This window comes from Aggregatimonas sangjinii (assembly GCF_005943945.1).
In the GTDB taxonomy this organism is placed as follows: Bacteria; Bacteroidota; Bacteroidia; order Flavobacteriales; family Flavobacteriaceae; genus Pelagihabitans; species Pelagihabitans sangjinii.
The window spans coordinates 1,827,500-1,841,183 of the sequence record NZ_CP040710.1 but is presented as its reverse complement, the minus strand read 5'-3'; the positions used below and the strand labels follow the sequence as shown (position 1 = coordinate 1,841,183).

Below are 13,684 nucleotides of genomic sequence, written 5' to 3'. Positions count from 1 at the left end.
GAAGTGCAAACACCGAGCACCGAGCATCACGCATCGAGCACCCAACAAGTCACACTGAGCCCAGTCGAAGTGCACACATAGGGCACCGAGCATCGCGCATCGAGCACCCAACAAGTCACCCTTATCGCAGTCGAAGTGTAAAAATTAAACACCATGAGCACCACCCATTTCGATTTAACAAATAAGACTATCCTGCTTACCGGTGCTTCGGACGGTATTGGAAAAGCGCTTGCAGCGTATTTGCTTCGAATGGGGGCAAGCGTCGCCGTACATTACAATAGTAATGAGGCCTCTGCAAAAGACTTGGAAGAGCAATACCCGGACCTAGCGAAAGCCTTTCAAGCGGACCTTTCCCAGGAAAAGGCTGTCATTGAACTATTCGAAAGGGTAGTGGGGCATTTCGGAAAATTGGATACCATTATATTGAACGCTGGTGTCTTTTTAAAACACTCGTCTACAGCCATTACAGAGGAATGGCTGGCCGTATGGAAAAAGACCATGGCCATCAATTTGGATGCGGTAGGCCTACTGACCAAACTTGGTCTGGACCATTTTTTGCCAAGGGGCAAAGGGCGTTTTGTTTATATCGGGAGTCGGGCCGCTTTTCGAGGCGAAACCGAAGAATATTTGGCCTATGCGGCCTCTAAAGGCGGCCTAACATCCTTGGCGCGTAGTGTCGCCCGTTCCTTCGGGAAACAAAACATCAAATCGTTTATCGTTTCCCCTGGATTTACCCGAACCCGAATGGCCGAGAGTTTTATTGCTACCTATGGGGAAGAGCGCGTGCTCAACGAGATCGCTTTGAAGGAGCTGACCCGACCGGAAGACTTGGCCCCCCTAGTAGCCTTGATGTGCAGCGGAGGTATGGACCATGCTACAGGAGCAACCATCGATGTGAATGCCGGAAGTCATATTCGATAAGACTTCTTCCATCCGCATGACGGAATCTGAAAACGATTCAAATGTATCAGCACAAACTTGACTGCCACTAGTTAGGCCGCAAGAGAACTTCATTATAACAAAACGATTTATAAATCAGACGACAGGAGCAACACGCCGTTACAACACAAAATCTACAATCCAAGCCCTTTTTTCGACATTTCGGTCAACTAAGTTCGTTCCGTTACTAGCTTGTATCGCTTCTTTGCAGTGTAATCATTCAAATACGATATCATGAAAACCACTATTCAAAAGTTTATCCTATTGCTGGCTTTCTTCACACTGACGTACAGCGCTATAGGGCAGCAAGAGCTATCGACCCAGCAATGGCAGGCCGATCTTACCTATTTACAGGAGACGGTCAACGCTAACTTTCCATTTCTATTCAAAAAAGTAACAAAGGAGGTCTGGAATGCCGAAGTAGATAGCTTGTATGCGGAAATTCCAAATTTAGAACCACATGAGATCACTGTAGGCCTGGCCCGAATGGTATCCCTTTTTGAGTACGGCCATACACAGATTCCATTTAGTACAGTAGCCCAGAAGGGAGTCCTGCCGGTCAATCTTTACCATTTCAAAGATGGTATCTATGTAGAGGGAACACAGAAAGCACACGAAAAGATATTGGGTGCCAAGGTCGTAGAAGTTGCCAATATTCCTGTGGAAGAAGCTTTGGCGATGATTCGCCCCGTCGTTCCCGTCGAAAACAAATACTATTTCAAACGCTATGGCTTGCGGTTCCTGACCGTTCCAGCCGTATTGCATGCGCAGGGCGTTATCCCCTCATACAATGAAAATGTCAGCCTCACCTTGGAAAAAGAGGGAAAGTTGATCCAGTATACCTTACCCACGATACCTTTAGACGAGCTGTCCCGGGGCTATGGCTTCACCATTCCCAATAACGAATGGGTCGGTTCACGAGCGGAAGGGGAGACACCGCTGTATCTGAAGCATCTGGACGAAAAATACTATTACTTTGAGTACCTGCCGAAATCCAAAACCCTCTATGTGCGACAGAGTTCCGTGTTTAGCCATGAAACGGAAAAACTTACGGACTTCTACGAAAGGCTATTCGCCTTTGTGGATACCAATGACATCGACAAATTCATTTATGATGTGCGATTGAATGGCGGTGGCAACAATTACAATAACAAGCCCCTAATTCAAGGAATCATGGCCCGCCCAAAAATCAATGCGGAAGGAAAATTCTTTTACATTATCGGGAATGACACCTTTTCGGCCTGCCAGAACCTGACCAACGAAATCGAAACCTATACCAATGCCATTATGTTGGGCCAGCCCACTTCGGAGAACAAGAATTTCTATGGAGACGCCAAGAAAATCGTACTGCCCAACTCCGAAATCAGTGCCTATCTCTCTTTTGCCTGGTGGCAAGACAAACCGCAATGGGAGAATGCCGATGCCACAACGCCGCATTTTTTAAAGGAGATGACCTTTGAGGAATACCGTACGAATCAAGATCCTGTGCTGGAAATGGCCATGGGGTATGATTACGACGAACTGATAACCAATCCGATGGACCATTTTACCAAATTATTTATGGCCGGGGAAATGGAGCAATTGCGCACCGATGCCGCACAAATACTGAATGACCCCATGTACGCGCATATTCCCTTTGAGGAACAATTTACCCAGATCGGATCGAATATGTTGGCCCAGAATCAATTCGAAAGTGCGCTATTTTTATATGGAATGTTTACGGAGTCCTTTCCCGAAAATGTTATTTTTTGGGAGGGGTTAGGGAATTCCCTAAAAGGCCTTGGCAAAACCAAGGAAGCAGAGGAGGCCTTTGCCAAGGCCGCTGCCTTATCGAAAAACGATTAAAACGCTATCCGTTGAGGATGGAATTTTTTCCCCTAGCGATAGTTTTTGTGAATAGCTCGAAAGGTTTTTAAATTTTGGTTAAGTCCAATTGTACACGCCATCCGTTTACTCTTCTTGAAAGGTAAGCGGATGGCGTTTTATATGGAGTATATTCACTTTGTGGTATTCCATTTATTCGTAATTTTAAACTGTTGCAGTAGAAACTTTGGTGCAGTTTTTGAAGTGTCTAACTGAACCTTAATTTGAAGACAAGATGTACAGGAAACGATTACAAAGCATAGTATGTGGGTTGGCGATAGGTCTGACGCTTATCGGATGTTCATCATCGAAAAAGGCGCCAATGGCGAACGCTGATTTAGACACTATGGTCCAAAAAGAGCGCTTTGAGTTCAACGCTAGAACGGCGCGTCCCATGGTTACGAATGCGATAAGCCAAATTGCACAAAGTGGACTCCTAGCCCCGGGAAATTCCGTTGGGCGCATCGATTTGGGGGGGACTGCAAATTTTCTTAAGATTGCCGGCGATTCAGTGTCTGCGAATTTGGCGTATTATGGTGAAAGACAATTGGGTGGTGGTGCATACGGTAACAATACGGGTATCGTATTCGAGGGCGTACCGCAGGATATGGAAATTACCAAGGATGAAAAGAAAGAGCGATACAATATCAACTTCAGCATCAAGGAAGACATGGAGTGGTACAACGTATACGTTCAAATCAATCCCAATTTATCGGGAACCGTGGACGTGGTTAGCTCACACCGAACTAGGATAGGCTATACAGGAACCGTGAACGCCTTGCAGGAAGAGGAGTAGCCTATTTTAAGATGGAGACGAGAAACGATCAAATTTCATGAGGGGACTACTTGCCGTTGGTATTGTACTATTTTTAGCCCTATCGGCTTGTAAGGAAACCAAGTTCAAAGAACTTCCTATGCAAGAGGAGCCGGCTGTCCTAGCCCCCGAACAAACTCCAGCATCCGTTTACGAAGATATGGATGGAAACCCCGTCCATCTTAGCGATTTCAAAGGCAAACGCATATTCTTGAACTATTGGGCTACTTGGTGCAAACCCTGTATCGAAGAAATGCCTGTGTTACAACGTTTGCAAACAGCGCTATCGACCGGAGATTACGTTTTTTTATTCGCCTCGGATCAGTCCATTGCCATCATCGAAAAATTCAAAAAAACCAAGGATTTCGACTTGACCTTCATCAAGTATAATGGGACCTGGGCGGACCAAGACATCATGGCCTTACCAGTCAGCATAATCTATACTAGTGCAGGGGAGCAGCTTGCGCGATTTGACGGGGTCATGGACTGGGAGACTCCCGCCATGCTTCAAAAATTAAAAGAGCTACATTAACCAAAGTACCGAAAGGGTACCTTATAGCCTTGAAATGGTTAGATTTTGAACCGAAACAAAATGAATGCATCGAATTATAAGAGCTAGTATCCTGTCAGTGTTACTTATCAGCTGCGTTGAGCATCCCAAAAAGGCATCCCAGGAGAAGGAGTTGGAAGCACCTGTTGTTGTGGGCATGCCCATCGGTACGAACAGTTCGCTGCCTTTTTTATTTTCCAACGGGGCGCAAACCTTGCTTTCCTTCGTTGAGCAAAAGGGTGATAGCATGGCGGTGTTGCATTACACCGCGTGGATAAATGGGGAATGGCAACCGCCCAAGGAAATCCTGCGCGGTTCGGACTGGTTCGTCAATTGGGCGGATTTACCGATGATTGCTGAAAATAAAGGGACGTTATGGTCCCATGTTCTTCAAAAATCCGCGGCGGATACCTATTCTTACGACATTAAAATGAATATCCTCACCGAGGGAAACAAGGAATGGCAAACCGATATAGCGCTGCATACCGATAAGACGCCAACAGAACACGGTTTTATTTCGGTCTTACCATATCAAGACGGCCTTTTTGTGACCTGGCTCGATGGACGCAATACGCTGGAAAATGAGCTAGGGGAGCGGGGTGCCATGACCTTAAGGGCTGCCGAGCTTTCCGCACAGGGTCTTATTTCCGCCGAAAGCAAATTGGATGCGCGGGTTTGCGATTGCTGTTCGACAACCGCCGCGGTAACCGCTAAGGGACTGGTAGTGCTCTATCGGGACCGTTCGGAAGACGAAATCAGGGATATCGGTATCGTAAGGCAAATCAATGGGAAATGGACAACGCCCCAAATAATCCATAACGATGGCTGGCAAATAAAGGGGTGTCCCGTAAATGGACCCAAGGCCGCAGCACTGGGGAATACACTGGCAGTCGCCTGGTTTACGGGCGCACGGAAAAGTCCAAGGGTGCAACTTGCCTTTTCAGGCGATGGCGGGGCACATTTTGATGCACCCATATCCGTAGCGGGAGCCAGTTCCTTAGGAAGGGTGGATGTGGCCGTACTGGATGCCGACACCGCGCTAATCAGCTGGATGGAAACCCATGACCGACAGGCACAACTGAAAGCGGCGAGGGTTTCTCGAAGGGGTATGCATTTGGTTCCAAAGGTCATCACCGTAATGGATGCTTCGCGAGCTTCCGGCTTCCCGCAAATGCAAGTGGTGGGGGAGAACATCCACTTCGCATGGACAGATATCACCGACGAAAATACCCAAGTGCGCGTAACGACGGTTCCAGTTGCTGATTTTTGAGCTTGCTAGGCCAATTTTATAGATGTCGTAGAACGATAACAACGACCTCAGGCTCAAAAAGCGTACAGCGAATAGCGCCAAGCGCATAGCGTAAAAAATTGTGGCACCATAATTGAGCTACCCACTGTAATTAGTAACATTAAATTAGCTTACAATGAGTAAAGGAACAGTAAAATTCTTTAATGAGACCAAAGGTTTTGGTTTTATTACGGAGGAAGGTTCAAACGAGGAACATTTTGTTCACATTTCTGGATTGGTAGATGAGATTCGCGAAGGCGATGAAGTAACCTTCGAACTGACCCAGGGTAAAAAAGGATTAAACGCGGTAAACGTAACAGTACTATAAAAGACGCTTAAACTTTACACCAGAGGCCCATTCGCTACCATGCGGATGGGCTTTTTTTATGCAATGGCTAGGTAGGCACAGGGGCTTTCCAATGAGATTCCTTGACAACTGGGTAACCCAATGTGGTATGGGGTCGGGTTTGGTCGCGTTTCACGTGTGAAAAATTAGTCGTTTACAGCGATCAGCTCGATATCGAACAGCAGGACCGAACCTCCGGGAATACCGCGATTATTGGAACTGCCGTATCCCAGATGGGAGGGAACCAACAACATCCCGTTTCCACCTTCTTGAAAAAGGGGAATACCTTCGGTCCATCCGGGAATCACTTGGTTCAAGTTAAAGGAGACACCTGCGGAACTGCTTTCGTCAAAAACCGATCCGTCTAGAAAATATCCTTTATAGGCTACCGTGACGTTCGAAGAAGCGGTAGGACGAGCACCATTGCCTTGATCCTCGATGATATAATATAGGCCAGAACTGGTTCTTTGGGCATTTAAATCATTATCGGAAAGGTATTGGATAATCTCCGTTTCATTTTTGGCCAAAAAATCGGTCTGTTCCTTGGAGTTGCAGGACAAAAGCGATAGAAACAAAAGAAAAAGGGGAGCGAATTTCATGGATATGGATTTGGTGCAAAGATACATTTCCTTAGAAAGAACAATCCATAAACCTATAAACCCATAAACCTAATAACCAATAACCCAATAACCCAATAACCCAATAAAAACATTTTTTCGTAACTTATTGACAATGAGGTTGATTCTTCTTTCAGGGATAAGTATGTTGTTGTGTTTCGGGCTAGCCGAGGCCCAAGTCGATTACGACGAACTCCGAAAGGCGATGGTCGAAAATCAGCTAGAAGTCCGCGGTATTCGCCATTCGGCTACGCTAGAGGCCATGCGCACCGTGCCACGACACAAATTTGTGCCGGAGGAGTTGCAGATACAGGCGTATAACGACCATCCGTTGCCCATTGGCCAAGGCCAGACCATTTCGCAACCCTATATCGTGGCGTTTATGACTGAGACGTTGCAATTAAAAAAGTCCGATAAGGTATTGGAAATTGGCACCGGATCCGGATATCAGGCAGCGGTATTGGCACAAATCGTAGATTCGGTCTATACGATTGAAATTGTGGAGAAACTGGCGTTAGCGGCCAAAAAACGGTTAGGAGAACTGCAATATGGTAATATCAGCGTAAAAGCAGGCGACGGCTATCACGGATGGCCCGAAAAAGCACCTTTTGATGCCGTAATTGTCACCGCTGGTGCAGAGTACATTCCAGAAGCTTTGGTGAACCAACTCAAACCAGGCGGCCGCTTGACCATTCCCGTAGGTCCACATAACGGAACACGACAGCTGCAGTTGTTTATCAAAAAGAAAAACAGGCTTGTAAAAAAGAATTTGATGGCGGTACGCTTTGTACCGCTTACACGTGCAAAAGACTAAGGTAAACCTTCGGTTGTAGAAATCTTAAAAGAATACAAAAGGCAGCTAAATCAAGTATAGCAGGGCAAGGGCTCAAAAAATCTATTTTACATAATATAAATTATGGTGCAAAAGTAGCCATTTGGCGAATAGCGCTATTTTACATAGTTGCGTTATAACTACTGAGCATCCCCCCGAAAATAGGACAGGTTTTACATTAAACTAAGTTCTGGTTATTGATCATTATGCTGCTTTTTGTTGTTGTTTCAAATACCTTTTAAAAGGTATTTGATTGTCGATTCCCTGATGTCTTCTTCTGTTATTGTAATAGTCAAAATATCCGTTGAGTTGTTCGTATAGATCGATTCCTGAGTCTGGGGGATTGAGATAGATACTTTCATATTTAACGCTTCTCCACAGCCGTTCTATAAACACATTGTCTATGGCCCTTCCCTTACCGTCCATACTCAGCTTGATATCATTTGACAAGACCAGATGTGTAAACACCTCGGAGGTAAACTGACTGCCCTGATCGGTATTGACGATTTCCGGCTTTCCATGTTTCGTCATAGCCACTTCCAAGGTTTCTTTGCACCATTGTGCGTCCATGGTATTGGACACTGACCAGTTCAATACATAACGGCTATGCAGGTCTATGATGGCTACCAAGTACATGAAACCTTTGCGCATCGGTATATAGGTGATATCGGTTGCCCATACCTGGTTCGGTCTATAGACCTTCAGGTTCCTGAGCAGGTAAGGATACACTTTATGGGCCTTGTTGCGCCTGGAAGTATGCTTTCCCGGCATAATGGCACTCAGGCCCATTACACGGTAATACAAACGATCTATACGCTTTTGGTTCACTTTGTATCCCTTGTCCATGGTCAGCCAAGTGTGCATACGTTTGGCCCCTTTAAAATAGTGGTCGGCGTAATGTTCGTCCATCAAGCGCATGAGTTCCAGGTTCAGTTCACTCTCGCCCTTGGGCTTATAATAAAGACCTGAACGGTGCAATTTCAAAAGCTCGCTCTGTTTTGCGATACTTAGGTTGGAATGATCCTTGCTTATCATTTCTCGACGTTCTTTCAATGGTCTCAGCGCAAGGCGTTCTTTAAAAAATCGAGTTCCACTTTCTGCTTGCCTATCACCTTTAAAAGATGGTCCTCTTTTTCTTCAGCTTCGCTCTTTGCCGATTTCGGGCCTTTTATGAAAACCGACTCCGCTTGGGCCAGAAACTCCCGTTTCCAAAGGTTTACCTGTTGCGGTGATATCTCGAACCGCTGAGCAAGTTCTTGAGCCGTTTCACGCTCTTTAAGAGCCTCCAAAACTACCTTTGTCTTGAATTTGGGTGTGAATTTTCTTCGTGTCATATAAGTAAATTTAAGTTTCTTTTTGGGAACTTAATTTACTGACCTATTTTCGGGGGGATGCTCATTACATATTTGTTCTTCCATAATAGAAAATTTTAAATTGTTTAAAGATTAATTTTTGGGGAAAGACTATACTTTCAAATATATTAAAATTTAACAAGTAATGAATTACGGAAATCCGTTAGGCAAACAAAAAATGTAGTAAAATACTATTGCCCAATGAATACGTTTTTTAATTATTATCTTATATTGAATTTTACTTAGAAATTTAGTATGAATTATGTTACGCATTCATTCAGGCATTCGGAGGTAATTTTAAATGAACCTGAATTCATTGACTTATTTACAGAAATGACAGATTTATTAACTGGAATATCTGATGAAGATTTAATTGCAAAACATGAAAGTTATGGGGCAGATAACCTTGTAAGAACACCTAAAAGCCTTTCAAAGGCCATTAATGACTTGCTCAAGGAAAGGTTTGTCGCTAACGAATGGTCAGCCGAATCTGCTATTTTTCAAAACCCTAACTATACTGGAGATACTTGGCGCTTAGATTTTGCCAAAGAAACAATTTCAATTGAGGTTGGTTTTAATCATTCTTCTGTCATAGCTTGGAATCTCATAAAACCCGTTCTAGCAAGCGAATTAAACCACGTTGAAAAGGCTATTCAAACTAAAATTGGAATTTTAATAACTGCAACGTCAAATTTAAAAACCAGAGGTGGATTCGATAATGCAATTGGGACTTATGAAAAGTACCTTGATTATCTGCCTCCTCTACAAAATATGTTAACGGCTCCACTTTTTATAATTGGTCTTGAAGCACCAGAAAGTTTTCATATTGTTCAAGAACAATTTGCACCTAGAAAAAAAATTGGTCGTGTGGTAATTAACCCATAGAAATTAACAAAGTACAGTTTCGGGTATACTACAATTTTCTATTTGTTCAAAAAGCTCAATGCCAATTCTTTCAATCAACTCAACGACAAGTGCATTGCCCATAAAAAAGGCTCTTTTGGTATCAGTAATTTGAGGATGTTCTGTATGATTTTCAGGAAAGGTATTTAATCTCTCTAATTCTAATGGCGTAAGTCTTCGTAATCTTCCGTTTTGTTTTATAACATGCTTGAATCTTGAAGGAGATTTACCACCCTCCCCAGTTATAATAGTTCGAGATGCGTTGTCCAATGCATCGGGAAATATCATACTACCTTCAGTATAATTATAATAATAGTCCAACTTCTTATTATATCTTGGCTCGTTCTTAGAGCCTTTTAAATATTTCCAGCCTTTCTCTTTATTCACTTCTTCTTGTGTAATGAAATACTCTTCTGGAACATCTTCAAAATCAATTAAGACAGACCCTAAGGTTCTGTAAGGACCATTATAAGATGGAATTGATTTTACAGTATGAAATTTACCATCAATCATCAACCCACAATTTTGAAATGGACTTAATTTTTTATTCAAATTAAATTCATCCGAAACCTTGATTAAGTTTTTTCCAACTTTACCCTCTGTAACTTTTTCTGTTATTTCTCTAATGGGAAATGAATTCGCCAAAACTCCTTCAGAATCTAACCAGTCCACTTTTGTTTGGGTTTCTTTCAATCTTTTATAAATGGCTGTACTATTATGATAAGCAGTGAAAAAAACTCTTCTTCTTCTTTGTGGCATTCCATATTCGGCTGCATTTATTACTCTCCATTCTACTGCATAACCAAGATTATTCAAAGATGCGAGCATTACAGCAAAATCTCTTCCTCTTTGTTTTGAAGGCGACTTAAGTAATCTATCTACATTTTCAAGTAATAAATATTTGGGTTTATTTTCCTTTCTTCTCAAAATAGCTTCAATACTCCACCAGAGAACCCCCTTTTTTCCAATAAGACCTTTAGAGTTTCTTAAGGTAGTAGCAACCGAATAATCTTGACAAGGAAAACCTCCAACTAGTAAGTCGTGATCTGGTATAATGTCAAAGTTGTTTTCAACTACTTCTTCAATATTTTCCTTACAATGATTGGCGTTTGGCCAACGTTCATTGTATACCATATTAGCATGTTGAGTTTTGGTGCTTGGTTCCCATTGATTGCTCCAAACAACTTCATAATTAGAATCTTCCCTTTTAGGATAACCTTCAAGACCTATTCTAAATCCTCCAACTCCTGCAAAAAGCTCCACAACTTTAATTGGCATATTCCTTAATTATTATTAAATAGATTAGAGCTTCTAAATTATCAGTTTTTGATATTTATTAAAATGCTTTTTGAAAATTTCAATACACTACTTTTTAACAATAGGAGAAATGTAGTGATTGACCCCATTTCACTCATATTCCACTCTCCTCTAATTTTGAATTCGTGAAGTAAATTGGATTTCTACTTTTGCTGATTATACGTAAATTTCTTACATTTAATATCTTCCCCTACAAAACATTTGTGCCAACCAAACTCCTCTTTTATGAAGAACTATGTATTTCTTATAGTTTTATTAGTTCATTTTTCAAGCTGCCATGCGCAGAAAAAGATATTGGTATTGGGCACTAAATTCAAACAAAGTGATTTGTGCGCTGAACTAGGCTTTGCCAAACATTGTAATCCTTTTCCTTATGGCACCCCATTGGTTCTACAAAAAAGAAGATGGTGCTTTCCAACAAAGGAAAAATCAAAAAATAGAACAACTAATGATGAAACTTTAGACATTCATGATATCGCCCATAAATATATTGGGGGAATAATGGTAAATCAAAAACTACCCGTACCAGCAGCAGATCATTTACAAAAGGCATTTAAAGAAAAGGAATACATAGATATACATAAAGCTTCAGTCAGAATAACTCTGAAGGACTCAATAATCAATACATTCGATATTAAAGGTTCGATTGATAATATATTGTCTGCGGCAGTTGCGGGGGAAATTGTTGGTTTAGAAAAGTTTATAGAGGGTAATTTTAGCAAGGTAGAAAATGAACTTAGTCAAATATATAGTCGAATCAAAAGAAAAGGGATGCGTATCAATCTTGTATATCATAGCATAAAACTCAATGGCAATTGGTATAAAGAGGCACTAAACCAAAATCCCACTGCTATTGAAGTACTTGATACAACTAAGATAAAAAATCCTTTAAGAAAACATCCATATTTAAAAAACGACCGATTGGCATTTATTGGTGGTATGGGGATCATTGAATATGATGTCTCGTCAGTTATTGATTTAGATAAAGATTTGGATTTGGGAATAGATAAAACGCTTGAGAGTATACTTAAAATTCAGGTTAAAAGGGAACTTGAGAGGGAAATTGAAAAAGTAGTTCCTTCTAAATACGACCTTGTCTTTGTTTCATTATTGGCGAGGACTTATTAATTAAAACCATCAATCAATGGAAGAAAAATTGTCTTTTTATAAGCTTTTCATTGTTAGATTAGTATTCTTAATTTTTACAGTTTTGTTATTGGGATGCTATTCTTACAATAGGCCCTTATCATCTCCCACTACAAGCATAGCTACTGTCGGTATCACAAAGGTTTTTGTGGATGTGAATGGAGACTATTATCCAAATAATTGGCAAAGTCAAATTAAACCAAATAAGATTAAATCATCGTTATTTTTGGCATATAGTAATGTAGATAAGGAAGAAATTCTATATCGATTTAGGGATGATTTTTTAGCGGATTTTAGGGAGAAAGTTAAATCCAAAGATAGAATTTACATACTGGTGCATGGCTACAACAATAATGAAATACAAGCCAAACGTGCGTTTTCAAAATTAATTAAGAAAATTAATATTGACCCAATAAATGACGAAGTTGTTGAATTCTACTGGGACGGGTTAATTGGAAAAGGTATTGGTTCAGCTAAGATTTGGTCTAATGCAGCAGGTTATAGCCAAATGTCGGGTGTCTTAGGCCTACGCCCAATTTTAAATCAACTTAACAATAAAGAGATATTCCTAATTTCTCATAGTCGTGGGGCTTCTGTTATCCTCAGCGCAATCAGTGATCCATCCTGGGATAAGAATTTTTATATCAAGACTGCAGGCTCCCTTAGAGAAAGGTTTTTAAAACCCAAAGGTTTATTAAAAAACGATAATACAATCAAAAGTATTATGTTGGCTCCCGCTATTGGAAACGTGGATTTTTTCAAATTTAGAAGGAAAGACGATTATATTTTAAACCATGACAATTATCGTCTGTTTGATTCACAGTTTTCAGAAGTATATTATACCGTTAACAAGCATGATGTTATCCTTAAGAAAATTTTTAAAAGTTTAACAAATAAACTAAATCCAACGGGTATTGGTTATGATGGTTCTGAAGTAGGTGTCCTTATGGAGATATATGACTCTCCTAAATTTAAAAAATATGACTTTTCCGCGGGGAACCATGCTCACGACTTTTTGGACTATGTTGGAAACTCTAAACTCAATGAAATCCTTATAGATGCTGAAGTACCAATAAAAAGCAATTAATTGGAAACATCTATTCATAGATGTTTGGTTCATTCTTATCTCTAATGTTATTGCTTATAAAATTTTCGCAATATCTGACAAAATAATTAGTTGAGTCGAGAGAACTCAAACTTGAATATTCAATTTCTATTATCAGGTTCTCCATGTCTTTTCTAACAAGAGTTTCATAAAAATTTTGACTAGTATCCCCAAGAAGAAATATTTTATTTTCTTTCCCAACAGTAATTACATAGTCTTTTGGCAAAGTGTTAAGTTTTTCAAATTGAAGACTATCTTTTGTAAATGTTAATATTCGATTTTTATCAACCCAACTAGAAGAAAATATTTTCTTTTGAAAATCTTGTTCGTTTATAGAATATTTGAATGATTCTATTTTTGCTGGTCCATGTCCAATATTATATACAATGATTCCCTTCATCTCCTCGTAATCGGCTTTTAAAAATTCAAGTTGTACATAAGGTCTTGATTTTTCATTTTCTAGTGCAATTGACCTTTCTGTTTGTTCTCGCTCCTTAACGACAGACAGTTTATGTTGATATATTGTATATGCCAAAGCTGCTGCCGCTATTATTAAAGCACAAACATCGATTACCCCTTTAAGCTTAGACTCTGCCATAATTTAACCTTATC

The 13,684-nt window shown here is 40.8% G+C and carries 15 protein-coding genes; 10 read left to right on the top strand and 5 right to left on the bottom strand.

Annotation, left to right across the window (positions count from 1 at the left end; genetic code table 11):
• The first annotated feature begins 153 nt into the window (after positions 1-153).
• The 6 genes from FGM00_RS07515 to FGM00_RS07490 all read left to right on the top strand — a co-directional run bounded on the left by FGM00_RS07515 (position 154) and on the right by FGM00_RS07490 (position 5,782).
• Complete coding sequence (locus FGM00_RS07515; RefSeq protein ID WP_138852301.1) at positions 154-921, top strand: SDR family NAD(P)-dependent oxidoreductase; 768 nt, start codon at positions 154-156, stop codon at positions 919-921.
• Between the two features lie 252 nt (positions 922-1,173).
• Positions 1,174-2,784: a hypothetical protein gene (locus FGM00_RS07510; RefSeq protein ID WP_138852300.1), complete on the top strand. Its 1,611-nt coding sequence runs from the start codon at positions 1,174-1,176 to the stop codon at positions 2,782-2,784.
• Between the two features lie 340 nt (positions 2,785-3,124).
• Positions 3,125-3,598, top strand: a complete 474-nt coding sequence (locus FGM00_RS07505; protein ID WP_175416203.1) for a DUF4251 domain-containing protein — start codon at positions 3,125-3,127, stop codon at positions 3,596-3,598.
• 37 nt (positions 3,599-3,635) lie between these two features.
• Entirely contained in the window at positions 3,636-4,148 is a 513-nt protein-coding gene (locus FGM00_RS07500; RefSeq protein ID WP_138852298.1) for a TlpA family protein disulfide reductase, read from the top strand.
• A gap of 64 nt (positions 4,149-4,212) precedes the next feature.
• Positions 4,213-5,436: a hypothetical protein gene (locus FGM00_RS07495; protein WP_236262966.1), complete on the top strand. Its 1,224-nt coding sequence runs from the start codon at positions 4,213-4,215 to the stop codon at positions 5,434-5,436.
• Between the two features lie 154 nt (positions 5,437-5,590).
• Complete coding sequence (locus tag FGM00_RS07490) at positions 5,591-5,782, top strand: cold-shock protein (protein ID WP_138852297.1); 192 nt, start codon at positions 5,591-5,593, stop codon at positions 5,780-5,782.
• A 164-nt stretch (positions 5,783-5,946) separates the two neighbouring features.
• Here the strand turns inward: FGM00_RS07490 and FGM00_RS07485 are convergent, their stop codons facing one another.
• Positions 5,947-6,399 carry an FKBP-type peptidyl-prolyl cis-trans isomerase gene (locus FGM00_RS07485; protein ID WP_138852296.1) on the bottom strand — a complete coding sequence of 151 codons (453 nt, stop codon included), beginning with the start codon at positions 6,397-6,399 and terminating at the stop codon, positions 5,947-5,949.
• Positions 6,400-6,532: 133 nt separating this feature from the next.
• Between FGM00_RS07485 and FGM00_RS07480 the strand changes: the two genes are divergently transcribed.
• Positions 6,533-7,231, top strand: coding sequence for a protein-L-isoaspartate(D-aspartate) O-methyltransferase (locus tag FGM00_RS07480; RefSeq protein WP_138852295.1), 699 nt, complete (start codon positions 6,533-6,535; stop codon positions 7,229-7,231).
• A 222-nt stretch (positions 7,232-7,453) separates the two neighbouring features.
• On the opposite strand, the gene FGM00_RS07475 is transcribed toward FGM00_RS07480, so the two are convergent.
• Positions 7,454-8,284: an IS3 family transposase gene (locus tag FGM00_RS07475; RefSeq protein WP_138851357.1), complete on the bottom strand. Its 831-nt coding sequence runs from the start codon at positions 8,282-8,284 to the stop codon at positions 7,454-7,456.
• Between the two features lie 23 nt (positions 8,285-8,307).
• Positions 8,308-8,583, bottom strand: coding sequence for a transposase (locus FGM00_RS07470; protein ID WP_138851358.1), 276 nt, complete (start codon positions 8,581-8,583; stop codon positions 8,308-8,310).
• 351 nt (positions 8,584-8,934) lie between these two features.
• On the opposite strand from FGM00_RS07470, the gene FGM00_RS07465 reads away from it, so the two are divergent.
• Positions 8,935-9,486, top strand: coding sequence for a BglII/BstYI family type II restriction endonuclease (locus FGM00_RS07465; RefSeq protein WP_236262964.1), 552 nt, complete (start codon positions 8,935-8,937; stop codon positions 9,484-9,486).
• A 3-nt stretch (positions 9,487-9,489) separates the two neighbouring features.
• Here FGM00_RS07465 and FGM00_RS07460 read toward each other — a convergent pair whose 3' ends face one another.
• The gene (locus FGM00_RS07460; RefSeq protein WP_138852293.1) at positions 9,490-10,782 is read right to left on the bottom strand and encodes a DNA cytosine methyltransferase; all 1,293 of its coding nucleotides are present in this window, start codon (positions 10,780-10,782) and stop codon (positions 9,490-9,492) included.
• Between the two features lie 264 nt (positions 10,783-11,046).
• On the opposite strand from FGM00_RS07460, the gene FGM00_RS07455 reads away from it, so the two are divergent.
• Both FGM00_RS07455 and FGM00_RS07450 read left to right on the top strand, forming a co-directional pair.
• Complete coding sequence (locus FGM00_RS07455) at positions 11,047-11,949, top strand: hypothetical protein (RefSeq protein WP_138852292.1); 903 nt, start codon at positions 11,047-11,049, stop codon at positions 11,947-11,949.
• A gap of 16 nt (positions 11,950-11,965) precedes the next feature.
• A complete protein-coding gene (locus FGM00_RS07450) occupies positions 11,966-13,054 on the top strand; it encodes an alpha/beta hydrolase (RefSeq protein ID WP_138852291.1) in 1,089 nt (362 codons plus the stop codon).
• A 10-nt stretch (positions 13,055-13,064) separates the two neighbouring features.
• On the opposite strand, the gene FGM00_RS07445 is transcribed toward FGM00_RS07450, so the two are convergent.
• Positions 13,065-13,670, bottom strand: coding sequence for a hypothetical protein (locus tag FGM00_RS07445; protein WP_138852290.1), 606 nt, complete (start codon positions 13,668-13,670; stop codon positions 13,065-13,067).
• Positions 13,671-13,684: the final 14 nt, after the last annotated feature.